Origin of the sequence: Pseudomonas sp. NFPP12 (assembly GCF_900103205.1) — a bacterium.
In the GTDB taxonomy this organism is placed as follows: domain Bacteria; phylum Pseudomonadota; class Gammaproteobacteria; order Pseudomonadales; family Pseudomonadaceae; genus Aquipseudomonas; species Aquipseudomonas protegens.
This window is the reverse complement of record NZ_FMWW01000008.1, coordinates 146,544-158,401: the sequence shown is the minus strand read 5'-3', so window position 1 is coordinate 158,401 and position 11,858 is coordinate 146,544. Positions and strand designations below refer to the sequence as shown.

11 protein-coding genes are annotated in these 11,858 nt (G+C 62.6%); 3 read left to right on the top strand and 8 right to left on the bottom strand.

Going from position 1 to position 11,858, the window contains the following annotated elements; all coding sequences use genetic code 11:
* Window positions 1-51: 51 nt before the first annotated feature.
* On the bottom strand, window positions 52-399 hold the full coding sequence (locus BLS75_RS30010; protein WP_015636319.1) for a DUF6124 family protein: 348 nt from the start codon (window positions 397-399) through the stop codon (window positions 52-54).
* 131 nt (window positions 400-530) lie between these two features.
* Here BLS75_RS30010 and BLS75_RS30005 point away from each other — a divergent pair, with 131 nt between their 5' ends.
* Entirely contained in the window at window positions 531-1,196 is a 666-nt protein-coding gene (locus BLS75_RS30005) for a LexA family protein (RefSeq protein ID WP_011062227.1), read from the top strand.
* A gap of 53 nt (window positions 1,197-1,249) precedes the next feature.
* Here BLS75_RS30005 and BLS75_RS30000 read toward each other — a convergent pair whose 3' ends face one another.
* Genes BLS75_RS30000 through BLS75_RS29985 form a run of 4 tightly spaced genes read right to left on the bottom strand, consistent with a single transcriptional unit; the run spans window position 1,250 to window position 6,811 of the window.
* Complete coding sequence (locus BLS75_RS30000; protein WP_072452698.1) at window positions 1,250-3,196, bottom strand: acetyl/propionyl/methylcrotonyl-CoA carboxylase subunit alpha; 1,947 nt, start codon at window positions 3,194-3,196, stop codon at window positions 1,250-1,252.
* Entirely contained in the window at window positions 3,196-4,011 is an 816-nt protein-coding gene (locus tag BLS75_RS29995; protein WP_072452700.1) for a gamma-carboxygeranoyl-CoA hydratase, read from the bottom strand. The genes BLS75_RS30000 and BLS75_RS29995 overlap by 1 nt, the downstream gene beginning before the upstream one ends.
* 17 nt (window positions 4,012-4,028) lie before the next feature.
* Window positions 4,029-5,636 carry a carboxyl transferase domain-containing protein gene (locus tag BLS75_RS29990; RefSeq protein WP_072452702.1) on the bottom strand — a complete coding sequence of 536 codons (1,608 nt, stop codon included), beginning with the start codon at window positions 5,634-5,636 and terminating at the stop codon, window positions 4,029-4,031.
* Between the two features lie 11 nt (window positions 5,637-5,647).
* Complete coding sequence (locus BLS75_RS29985) at window positions 5,648-6,811, bottom strand: isovaleryl-CoA dehydrogenase (protein ID WP_015636316.1); 1,164 nt, start codon at window positions 6,809-6,811, stop codon at window positions 5,648-5,650.
* Between the two features lie 228 nt (window positions 6,812-7,039).
* On the opposite strand from BLS75_RS29985, the gene BLS75_RS29980 reads away from it, so the two are divergent.
* The gene (locus tag BLS75_RS29980) at window positions 7,040-8,743 is read left to right on the top strand and encodes an AMP-binding protein (RefSeq protein ID WP_072452704.1); all 1,704 of its coding nucleotides are present in this window, start codon (window positions 7,040-7,042) and stop codon (window positions 8,741-8,743) included.
* 6 nt (window positions 8,744-8,749) lie between these two features.
* Window positions 8,750-8,971, top strand: a complete 222-nt coding sequence (locus BLS75_RS32280; protein WP_125062762.1) for a hypothetical protein — start codon at window positions 8,750-8,752, stop codon at window positions 8,969-8,971.
* Window positions 8,972-9,354: 383 nt separating this feature from the next.
* Here the strand turns inward: BLS75_RS32280 and BLS75_RS29975 are convergent, their stop codons facing one another.
* The 3 genes from BLS75_RS29975 to BLS75_RS29965 form a co-directional block, all read right to left on the bottom strand.
* Entirely contained in the window at window positions 9,355-10,254 is a 900-nt protein-coding gene (locus BLS75_RS29975; protein ID WP_041119081.1) for a hydroxymethylglutaryl-CoA lyase, read from the bottom strand.
* Between the two features lie 62 nt (window positions 10,255-10,316).
* Entirely contained in the window at window positions 10,317-10,721 is a 405-nt protein-coding gene (locus BLS75_RS29970; protein ID WP_011062220.1) for a MerR family transcriptional regulator, read from the bottom strand.
* Between the two features lie 125 nt (window positions 10,722-10,846).
* On the bottom strand, window positions 10,847-11,782 hold the full coding sequence (locus BLS75_RS29965; RefSeq protein WP_072452706.1) for a LysR family transcriptional regulator: 936 nt from the start codon (window positions 11,780-11,782) through the stop codon (window positions 10,847-10,849).
* Between the last annotated feature and the right edge of the window lie 76 nt (window positions 11,783-11,858).

The following is an 11,858-nucleotide window of genomic DNA, read 5'->3' as shown; positions in this document are numbered from 1 at the left end:
CACTTCCGTTTTTTCCCGTCGCTGGCTTCACGTCCAGCCCTGCGCAGGGCTTCAGTTCGACTCAACGCGCTGGCTTTCCAGTGATTTGTCCACCAGGGCCTTGGCCAGATCGATCATGTGCACCACTGAAAACGCCAGGTCGCGATTGGCTCCCCGCAGATTGTCCGCTGCATCGTAGGCGGTGGCCGCTGCACAGCGCAGCAGGTCGGAGGCGTGGATCATGGCTTCCTCGCTGCTCAGGCTGCGCCTGATTTCGAAGAACTTCTCTTCCTTGTCTGACTCGGTAATGGCCGGCTTCAAGTAATAGTCCATTGCGCGTCGGGCAGCCTGGCTGTCCTTGAGTGAGCTTAATGTGGTCTCTGTATCGAGTTCCGGCACGTCCTTGCTGCTTGTGTTCATGAAGTGTTCTGCCCTGTCTGAGAAAGGAAATAGGGGTAGGGCGATGTTAATACACATTGTAATTGTGACGGGATTTCAAATACTACAAGTTGTGTGTTGAGGCTGGAAATACACAACGTATTGTTCGGCCCATGGACAAATGGATCGAGTTGGTCAAAGCCAACATGAAAGGCCGCAAGGTCACACAGGAAAAGCTCGCCGAGCGCCTGGGCATGTCTCAAGGGGGTATCGGTCACTGGTTGAGCAAGCGCCGCCAACCGAAGATCGAAGACATGAACCGGGTGCTGGAAGAGATCGGCATGGGCTTTCTCGAAGTGGCCCTGGTGGTCCGCGAGAAACCCTTGCTAGGAGACGATGGCGAGCCCCTGGCAGACGGGCCTGCGCTGCTCAACAAGTACAACCCGTACTTCCGTTACCCGGTGAGCGATTGGCGGGTGGCCGGCGAGGTTCGCGAAGACGGGCAGCCTGCCTACGTGCCGGAGCGCTACGAGCTTTCCGACTATCAGGCCCGGGGCGCGGCATTCTGGCTGGTGGTGGTCGGCGACGCGATGATCGCTCCCAGCGGTCTGAGCATCAGCCAGGACATGCTGATCCTGGTGGACCCGGCGATTGGCGCCGAACCCGGGAAGTTGGTGGTTGTACAGTGTCCTGGTAGTGACGAGGCGATCTTCCGCAAGTTGGTGCAAGAGGGTGGTTTGCGTTACCTGGTTCCGCTCAATCCTACTTATCCGAAGATGCTCTACAGCGACAAGTGCCGGATTATTGGTGTAGTCGTACAAGCTACTGCGAAGTTTTAACTTTCCCTAGAAGCCCCTTCCTGCAAACAGGAAGGGGCTTTCTTACTTGGGAGTTATTCCAACTCCACCAGTGCACTGCCTTCGCTGACCATTTCGCCTTCCTGGCAATACAGCGCCTTGATGACCCCGGCCTGGGGTGCACGAATGCTGTGTTCCATCTTCATGGCTTCCAGCACCACCAGTTGTGCACCGGCCTCGACGCTTTGACCCGGGCTGACCAATATCCGAACGATGCTGCCATTCATCGGCGCAGTCAGCCCGCCTTGCTGGCTATGGCTGGCTTCGGCCGCGGCAATCGGGTCATAGGCGCTGACGGCATGTGTGTCGCCCTGCCAGTTCAGGTACAGGGTGTCGTCGCGACGGATGGCCCGGTGCTCGCGGCGCAGTCCCTGTTGCTCTGTCCATAGGTGCTCGCCCTGCAGCTCAAAGGCCGCAGTGCGAGCGCCAAGGCTGATGGCCTGATCCTGGCCGGCGCAGCTCAGGTGCAGGCTGGTTTGCGCTGGCAGGCCGTTGCGCCAGCCGTTGATGGCGGACCATGGCGAGTCGGGATCATCGCTTCGTGTGCGTGGCGGCTGGCTCTGGCTGAAGGCGTGGGCGGCCGCTTGCCAGAAGTCTGCACTCAGCTCGCCTGCGGCTGGCAGCAACTGCTCCTGATAGCGAGGGATAAAGCCGGTATCCAGCTGCGCTTCGGCAAAGGCCGGGTGGGCAATGATGCGCCGCAGAAACGCCAGGTTGGTCTTCAGGCCACCGATGACGAACTCGTCGAGCATGCTCAGCAACCGCAGGCGCGCCTGCTCGCGGTCTTCGCCCCAGGCAATGAGCTTGCCCAGCATCGGGTCGTAGAAGGGCGAAACGCTGTCGCCTTCCTCGACACCGCTGTCCACCCGCCGACCGGGGCCTGCAACCGATTCGCGGTACAGCTCCAGGCGCCCGGTGGCCGGAAGAAAGTCGTTGGCCGGGTCTTCGGCATACAGCCGTACTTCGATCGCATGCCCGCGTAGCGGCACCTGCTCCTGGCTGATGGGCAGGGTTTCGCCGCGGGCCACGCGGATCTGCCAGGCCACCAGGTCCAGGCCGGTGATGGCCTCGGTGACCGGGTGTTCCACCTGCAATCGGGTGTTCATCTCCATGAAGAAGAATTCGCCACGGGCATCCAGGAGAAACTCCACGGTGCCGGCACCCACGTAGCCAATGGCCTGGGCCGCGCGCACCGCGGCTTCGCCCATGGCCTTGCGCAGTTCGGGGCTGAGGCCCGGGGCCGGAGCTTCCTCGACCACTTTCTGGTGGCGGCGCTGGATCGAACAGTCGCGTTCGTTGAGGTACAGGCAGTTGCCGTGCTGGTCGGCAAACACCTGGATCTCCACGTGCCGTGGCTTGAGCAGGTACTTTTCCACCAGCATCCGCGAATCGCCGAAGGACGACTGGGCTTCGCGCTGGGCCGAGGCCAGGGCTTCGGCCAGTTGGCTGACGTCCTCGACGACTTTCATACCCTTGCCGCCACCGCCCGCGGTGGCCTTGAGCAGCACCGGGTAGCCGATGCGTTCGGCGGCATTGCGGAAGGTTTCCAGGTCCTGGGCTTCACCGTGGTAACCCGGAACCAGGGGCACCCCGGCGGTTTCCATCAGCGCCTTGGCTGCCGACTTGCTGCCCATGGCGTCGATGGCCGCGGCAGGCGGGCCGAGGAAAATCAGCCCGGCGGCTTCGATGGCTCGGGCAAAACCGGCGTTCTCCGAGAGAAACCCATACCCGGGATGGATGGCCTGGGCGCCGCTGGCCCGGGCGGCGGCAATCAGCTTGTCGATCTGCAGGTAGCTGTCGGCAGCCTTGCTGCCGCCTAGGTCCACGCGGATATCCGCTTCACGGCTGTGCCGGGCGTCGCGGTCGGTAGCGCTGTGCACGGCCACGGTGGTCAGGCCCAGGGCCTTGGCGGTGCGCATCACCCGGCAGGCGATCTCGCCGCGGTTGGCCACCAGCAGGGTGTCTAGAACAGGGGCGCTCATCAACGGAACTCCTTGGACGTGGTCTCGGACTGCCAGCTGGGCGGGCGTTTTTCCAGGAATGCCCGCAGGCCTTCCTGGCCTTCGGCGCTGACCCGGATGCGGGCGATGGCGTTTTCGCAATAGCGACGCAGGGCGGTGGTCAACGCGCCGTTGCCCACTTCCCGCAGCAGGTCCTTGCTGGCGCGCATCGCCTGGGGACTGTTGAGCAGCAGATTGTCGACCCACTGCTGGACCTGTTGATCCAGCTCTGCGGCGGGATAGCTTTCTGCCAGGAGACCGATTTCCCGCGCCCGCTGGCCGCCAAAGCGTTCGGCGGTGAGGGCATAGCGGCGGGCAGCGCGTTCGCCGATGGCCTGGACCACGAACGGGCTGATGACCGCTGGTGCCAGGCCGATGCGCACTTCGGAGAGGCAGAACTGCGCCTCGTCACTGCCAATGGCCATGTCGCAGCAACTGATCAGGCCCAGGGCCCCGCCAAAGGCCGCGCCTTGCACCACCGCCAGGGTCGGGATCTTCAGCTTGGCCAGGTTGTACATCAGCTCCGCCAGTTCCCGGGCGTCGTCGAGGTTGGTGTGGTAGTCGAGCTCGGCCGATTGCTGCATCCAGGCCAGGTCGGCGCCGGCGCTGAAATGCCGGCCGCGCCCGCGCAGCAGCAGGAAGCGCAGGCTCGGGTCGCCCTGCACCTGATCCAGGGCGAGGATCAGTTCACGGATCATTTCGGCGTTGAAGGCGTTGTTCTTGTCTTCGCGGCTGAGCCACAGGGTGGCGAAGCCTCGAGGGTCACGCAGCAGTTCCAGGGTATTGAAGTCGCTCATGTTCTTCTCGCGCAGGATTACATGCGGAACACGCCGAAGCGGCTCTGTTCGATGGGGGCGTTGAGGGCCGCAGACAGGGCCAGGGCCAGTACGTCACGGGTTTGCGCCGGGTCGATGACGCCGTCATCCCAGAGCCGTGCGCTGGAGTAGTAAGGGTGCCCCTGATGCTCGTACTGGTCGAGGATCGGCTGCTTGATCTGGGCTTCCTGGGCGGCGTCGAAGCTTTGCCCGCCGCGCTCGGCCTGTTCGCGCTTGACCTGCACCAGGACTCCGGCGGCCTGCTCGGCCCCCATCACGCCGATGCGCGCGTTGGGCCACATCCACAGGAAGCGCGGGTCATAGGCCCGGCCGCACATGCCGTAGTTGCCGGCACCGAAACTGCCGCCGATGATCACCGTGAACTTCGGTACCTGGGCGCAGGCCACTGCGGTCACCAGCTTGGCGCCGTGCTTGGCGATGCCGCCAGCCTCATATTTCTGCCCCACCATGAAACCGGTTATGTTCTGCAGGAACAGCAGCGGAATCCCGCGCTGGCAGACCAGTTCGATGAAGTGCGCGCCTTTTTGCGCGGCTTCGGCGAAGAGGATGCCGTTGTTGGCGAGGATGGCCACCGGGTAGCCGTGCAGGTGGGCGAAGCCGCAGACCAGGGTGGTGCCGAACAGGGCCTTGAACTCATCGAATACCGAACCGTCCACCAGCCGGGCGATGACTTCACGTACATCGAACGGCTGCTTGGGATCGGCCGGGACCACGCCATAGAGTTCATCGCGGGCATACAGCGGAGCGATCGGCGTGCGTTGTTGCAATTGGCCCTGTTTGTGCCAGTTGAGGTTGGCCACGCTGCGTCGGGCCAGGGCCAGGGCGTGTTCGTCACTCTCGGCATAGTGGTCGGCGACCCCGGAAATCTTGCAATGCACATCGGCGCCGCCCAGGTCCTCGGCACTTACCACTTCGCCGGTAGCGGCTTTCACCAGGGGCGGGCCGGCGAGAAAGATAGTGGCTTGTTCACGGACCATGATGGCTTCGTCGGCCATGGCCGGAACATAGGCACCACCGGCGGTGCAGGAGCCCATCACCACGGCGATCTGCGGGATGCCCTGGGCGCTCATGTTGGCCTGGTTGAAGAAGATCCGCCCGAAGTGCTCGCGGTCCGGGAACACTTCATCCTGGCGCGGCAGGTTGGCGCCGCCGGAGTCCACCAGGTAGATGCACGGCAGGCGGTTCTGCTGGGCGATGGTCTGCGCCCGCAGGTGCTTTTTCACCGTCAGCGGGTAATAGGAACCGCCTTTCACCGTGGCGTCGTTGGCCACGATCATGCATTCGACACCTTCCACCCGGCCGATACCGGCAATCACTCCAGCGGCGGGTACGTCTTCGCCGTAGACCTCATAGGCGGCCAGGGCGCTGATTTCCAGGAACGGCGAGCCGGGGTCGAGCAGGCGGTTGATGCGCTCGCGGGGCAGCAGCTTGCCTCGCGAAGTGTGGCGCTCCTGGGCCTTGGCGCCGCCGCCTTGCTGGACCTGGGCGAGCAGGCTGTGCAAGGCGTCGACCTGGGCCAGCATCGCCTCGCTGTTGGCCACGAACTCCGCCGAGCGCGGGTTGAGCTGGGTATGCAAGATAGCCATGGACAGCTCCGTTAGCGGGTTTCGTTGAACAGTTCGCGACCGATCAGCATGCGGCGGATCTCGCTGGTGCCGGCGCCGATCTCGTAGAGCTTGGCGTCGCGCAGCAGGCGGCCGGCGGGGAATTCATTGATGTAGCCGTTGCCGCCGAGGATCTGGATTGCGTCGAGGGCCATCTGGGTCGCGCGCTCGGCGCTGTAGAGGATCACTCCGGCGGCATCCTTGCGGGTGGTTTCGCCGCGCTCGCAGGCTTGGGCCACCGCATACAGGTAGGCGCGGCTGGCGTTGAGCTGGGTGTACATGTCGGCGATCTTGCCCTGGATCAGCTGGAATTCGCCGATGCTCTGGCCGAACTGCTTGCGGTCGTGGATGTAGGGCACCACCAGGTCCATGCAGGCCTGCATGATCCCGGTGGGGCCGCCGGAGAGCACCACGCGCTCGTAGTCGAGGCCGCTCATCAGCACTTTGACGCCACCATTGAGCACGCCGAGGATGTTTTCCTCCGGCACTTCCACGTCATCGAAGAACAGCTCGCAGGTGTTGGAGCCGCGCATGCCCAGCTTGTCGAACTTGTTGCTGCGGCTGAAGCCTTTCCAGTCGCGCTCGACGATGAACGCGGTGATGCCGTGGGGGCCTTTCTCCAGGTCGGTCTTGGCGTAGATCACGTAGGTGTTGGCATCGGGGCCGTTGGTGATCCAGGTCTTGCTGCCGTTGAGCACGAAATGGTCGCCGCGTTTGTCGGCCCGCAGCTTCATCGACACCACGTCGGAGCCGGCATTGGGTTCGCTCATGGCCAGGGCGCCGATGTGTTCGCCGCTGATCAGCTTGGGCAGGTATTTGCTCTTCTGTTCGTGGTTGCCGTTGCGGTTGATCTGGTTCACACAGAGGTTGGAGTGCGCGCCGTAGGACAGCGCCACCGAGGCCGAGCCGCGGCTGATCTCCTCCATGGCGACCACATGCGCCAGGTAACCCAGGCCGGCGCCACCGTATTCTTCCGCCACGGTGATGCCCAAGAGGCCCATGTCGCCGAATTTGCGCCACATGTCGGCGGGGAACAGGTTGTCGACATCGATCTGCGCTGCCCGGGGTGCCAGCTCCGCCTTGACGAAGGCCTGGACCTGTTGGCGCAGCATGTCGATGGTTTCACCGAGGGCGAAGTTCAGGGTCGGGTAACTCATGGCGGGGCACCTTCAAACTTGTTTTTATTGAGGGAACAGCATGTCGAGAGCGGCGCGGCCTGGCTCTCACCTTTACGTTAACGTAAACCTGCGACCGGTGGCTGTCAATCGCCCTTTACGTAAACGTCAACTTGCGCCAGAGTAGCGAGGCTTTCGATTGGAGCCAGGCTGTTTTGCACCTTTCGCCTGGCTCCTGCACACCCACTAATAAAGACAATAGGGGTCGTCATGGAACACTCGGGTTTCCAGCCGGATCGCAGTTACACCCGTGGTACGCAAGACCAGCCGCTGCTGGCGTTGACCATCGGCCAGGCTTTCGATAACACCGTCGCCGCCTATCCCCAGGGCGAGGCTCTGGTGGTGCGCCACCAGCAGCTGCGCTACACCTGGCAGCAACTGCGCGAGGCGGTCGACCTGCATGCCCGGGCGCTGTTGGCCCTGGGGCTCAAGACCGGCGATCGCCTGGGGATCTGGGCCCCCAACTGCGCCCAGTGGTGCATCGCCCAGTTCGCCAGCGCCAAGATCGGCGCGATTCTGGTGAACATCAATCCGGCCTACCGCAGTTCCGAGCTGGAGTATGTGCTCAGGCAGTCCGGCTGCCAGTGGCTGATCTGCGCCGGAGCATTCAAGACGTCCGATTACCACGGCATGCTCCAGGGCCTGGTGCCCGAGCTGGCGCAACAGTCCATCGGCCAATTGCACAGCGAGCGGTTACCCGAGCTGCGCGGGGTGATCAGCCTGGATGCGCAGCCGCCGTCGGGTTTCCTGCCCTGGTCGCAGCTATCGGCGCTGGGGGCGGGGGCCACGGCCGAGCAGTTGCAGGCGCGCCAGGACAGCCTGGATTTCGACCAGCCGGTGAATATCCAGTACACCTCCGGCACCACCGGTTTCCCCAAGGGCGCGACCCTGAGCCACTACAACATCCTCAACAACGGTTACATGGTGGGGGAGAGCCTGGGCCTGACTGCTGCCGACCGGCTGGTGATCCCGGTGCCGCTGTACCACTGCTTCGGCATGGTCATGGGCAACCTGGGGTGCATCACCCACGGCACCACCATGATCTATCCCAATGACGCCTTTGACCCGCTGCTGACCTTGACTGCGGTGGCCGAAGAGCGCGCCACCGGCCTGTACGGCGTACCCACGATGTTTATCGCTGTGCTCGATCAGCCCCGACGCAGCGAGTTCGACCTGTCGAGCCTGCGGACCGGGATCATGGCCGGGGCCACCTGCCCGATCGAGGTGATGCGCCGGGTGATCAGCGAAATGCACATGAGCGAAGTGCAGATCGCCTACGGCATGACCGAAACCAGCCCGGTGTCGCTGCAGACCGGGCCGGACGACGACCTGGAACTGCGGGTGACCACCGTGGGCAGGACCCAGCCGCACCTGGAGAGCAAGATCATCGACGAGGCCGGCAATGTGGTGCCTCGCGGCACCATCGGTGAGCTCTGCACCCGGGGCTACAGCGTCATGCTCGGTTACTGGAACAACCCTGAGGGCACCCGCGAGTCCATCGATCAGGCCGGCTGGATGCACACCGGTGACCTGGCCACCATGAACCAGCAGGGTTATGTGTGCATTGCCGGGCGCAACAAGGACATGATCATTCGCGGTGGCGAGAACATTTATCCGCGAGAGCTGGAAGAGTTCTTCTTCACCCATCCTGCGGTGGCCGATGTGCAGGTAATCGGCATCCCCTGCGACAGGTACGGCGAGGAGATCGTCGCCTGGATCAAGTTCCACCCCGGCCATTCGGCCAATGAGCTGGAGCTGCAGACCTGGTGCAAGGAGCGTATCGCGCACTTCAAGACGCCGCGTTACTTTAAGTTCGTTGAAGAGTTTCCCATGACCGTGACCGGTAAGATCCAGAAGTTCCGCATGCGCGAAATCAGCATCGAGGAGCTGCGTGAGCGCATGAACAAGGGGTGAACCCGGATGGAGCGTGCATCGGCGCCGGTGCACGCTTTATGGGCAGCAAAGAGGGATCGCAGAAAGCACAAAGGGGAGCCGAAGCTCCCCTTTAATTTTGTCGTTGCGTGCTCTTTTTTTATTATTGAGGGGCGGTCTATTGTTGTTTTTGGCAACCGTTGCCCTTTACTGCTGTTTTTGGCGATCCCCATCCGGGATCAAGAGCAAACGTATTTTTTTGAGCGCTGATTCAATGTGTCGCCAGGGCGATCCAACCAGTTCGGGAGCTACCTCAGGGTAGTTTTATTGTTCTCTGACCGGTTGCGGGTGGCTCTTGCAAGCCCTCCTGCACAGTGCATCCTCTCCAAAAAAATCTGTTAGCTGCGTCTCTGCCGTGTTGTTTTTGTTATCTCAGAGTCGTTACGTCTTATTTTTATTAGGTTTGCTGCTTTTTATTCTTGTTATGCCATAGAGATAGCAGAAGCCGTGCCAACTTTTTAAAGTCCTTTAAAATCAATGACTTGATAATTTTGTAGGACAATCTGTACCGCAACAAATTCGACAAACTGTTTCCGTGTTACTCGTTCCCGCCCCAGATCGGAGTGGCCGGTAACACCCGGCCGCACAATGCCTCAGCTGGCGTTACGCGCCTTGGCCACGCGGGAGCCGGAGGGGCGCCCCAGCACGTTGCAGATCTGCCGGCCGGCGTCGATCAGGCGGTCCATGTCGATACCGGTATGGATGCCCAGGCCATCGAGCAGGTAGAGCACGTCTTCGGTGGCGACGTTTCCGCTGGCGCCCTTGGCATAGGGGCAGCCGCCGAGGCCGGCGATGGAGCTGTCGAACACCGCGATGCCTTCCAGCAGGCTGGCGTAGACATTGGCCAGGGCCTGTCCGTAGGTGTCGTGGAAGTGCCCGGCGAGTTTTTCCCGTGGTACCTGGGCGCCCACCACCTCGAACATGCGCCGGGTGGCACCGGCGGTGCCGGTACCGATGGTGTCGCCCAGAGAGACCTCGTAACAGCCCATGTCATGCAGCTCGCGGGCGACCATGGCCACCTGTTCCGGGGCCACTTCACCTTCATAAGGGCAGCCCAGCACGCACGACACGTAACCGCGCACGCTGATGCCGTGCTGCTTGGCGGCGTCCATGATCGGCACGAAGCGTTCCAGGCTTTCGCTGATGGAGCAGTTGATGTTGCGCTGGGAGAAGGCTTGCGAGGCCGCGGCGAACACCGCCACTTCCTTGACCCCAGCCGCCAGGGCATCTTCGAAACCCCGCAGGTTGGGCGCCAGTGCGCCATAGACAACCCCGGGCTTGCGCTGGATACGGGCGAAGACCTCGGCTGAACCGGCCATCTGCGGCACCCATTTGGGAGACACGAAACTGCCGACTTCTATGTAGCCCAGGCCGGCGGCGGTGAGGGCATCCACCAATTGCACCTTGTCTTCGACGCTGATGGGCTGGGCTTCGTTCTGCAGGCCGTCGCGGGGGCCGACTTCGATCAGGCGTACATGGCTGGGGAGTGACATAGAGGTTCACCTTCTTATAGGGAGTGGCGGATACCGGCGCCCGGGCGCAGGTGTGCCGATGATTATCGGGCGGTGCTTTTCTGGTTCAGGATGGTCTGTTCCAGCGCCTGGGTGCAGCGCTCTTCGGCGGTGTCCAGTTCCAGCTTCATCTGTTCGATGTCGAGCAATTGCTGTTCGAGCTGTTCGCGACGCTCGGCGATTTTCGCCAGCATGCTGTGCAGCTGCTTCAGGTTGCCGCTGCTCGGGTCGTAGAGCTCGATCAGTTCGCGGCACTCGGCCAGGGAAAAGCCGATGCGCTTGCCCCGCAGGATAAGTTTCAGGCTGACCTTGTCCCGGGGCGAATAGATGCGCTCCTGGCCACGGCGTTCGGGAGCCAGCAGGCCCTGCTCTTCATAGAAGCGGATGGCCCGGGTGGTGATGTCGAGCTCGCGGGCGAGGTCGGAAATGCTGTAGGTCTGGCTGCTCATGGAGGCGCTCAAGAGGGGGCTTGGCGCTAAGCTAAAGGCAGGTTGACGTATACGTCAAGCAGTCCGAGCCGATCCCGTTCGCCGGCAAGCCGGCTCCTGCAGTGAGGGCTTGCCGGCGAAAGGGCTCAGGCGGTCTGCTGGTCGAGCTTCTTTTCGTAGGCCGTGACCTGCTGGCAGAGTTCGATCATCTGCTCGCGCATCCAGCGGTTGGCCGGATCCTGGTCGGTGCTCTCGTGCCAGTACAGGTGGGTTTCCACCGGCGGAACATCATTGACTGGCAGGTTGAACGCGTGCAGTTCATGGCGACGGGCAAAGCGCTCCGGTACGGTCATCACCATGTCGGTCTGCTGCAGCACCTGGGAAGCCATCAGGTAATGCTGGGAGCGCAGGGCGATCTTGCGCTGGATACCCATCTTGCCCAGGGCCAGGTCGACATGCCCGAGGCCGCTGCGGCGGCTGGAGATATGGATGTGGGTCAGGGACAGGTAATCGTCCAGGCTGAATTTTTCCTTGCCCGCCAGCGGGTGACCCTTGCGCATGGCGCACACATAGCGGTCTTCCATCAGCTTGACGTGACGCACCTGGGGGTCGGTATTGAGCGGTGCGTCGACGGCAAAGTCCAGGCGCCCGGCTGCCAGCTCCTTGGTGGTTTCCCGGCGCTTGGAGAGAAAACTTTCGATGATCACCGTCGGCGCCAGGCGCCGCAGGCGCTGGAACAGCGGTGGCAGGATCACCGCTTCAGTGAGGTCGGTCATGCTGATGCGGTAGGTCTTGACCGCTTGCAGGGGGTTGAAAATGCGACTTTCCTGGACCGAAACCCGCAGCAGCGACAGGGCATTGCGCACCGGCCCGATGATGTTCTGCGCCATGGGCGTGGGCACCATGCCCTGGGCGGTACGCACGAAGAGCGGGTCGTTGAAGGTCTCGCGCAGGCGTGCCAGGGCGTTGGATACCGCCGGTTGGGTGATGCCGACGATCTGCCCTGCGCGGGTCAGGTTGGCTTCGGTGTAGATCGCATCGAAAACGATGAAGAGGTTGAGATCGACCTTGCTCAGATTCATTGCGCTGCACTCTTATTGTTAGGGCCTGTGGGAGGGCTCGGAAGCCTGTCGGATCAGCCGATCATATATCGGTGAT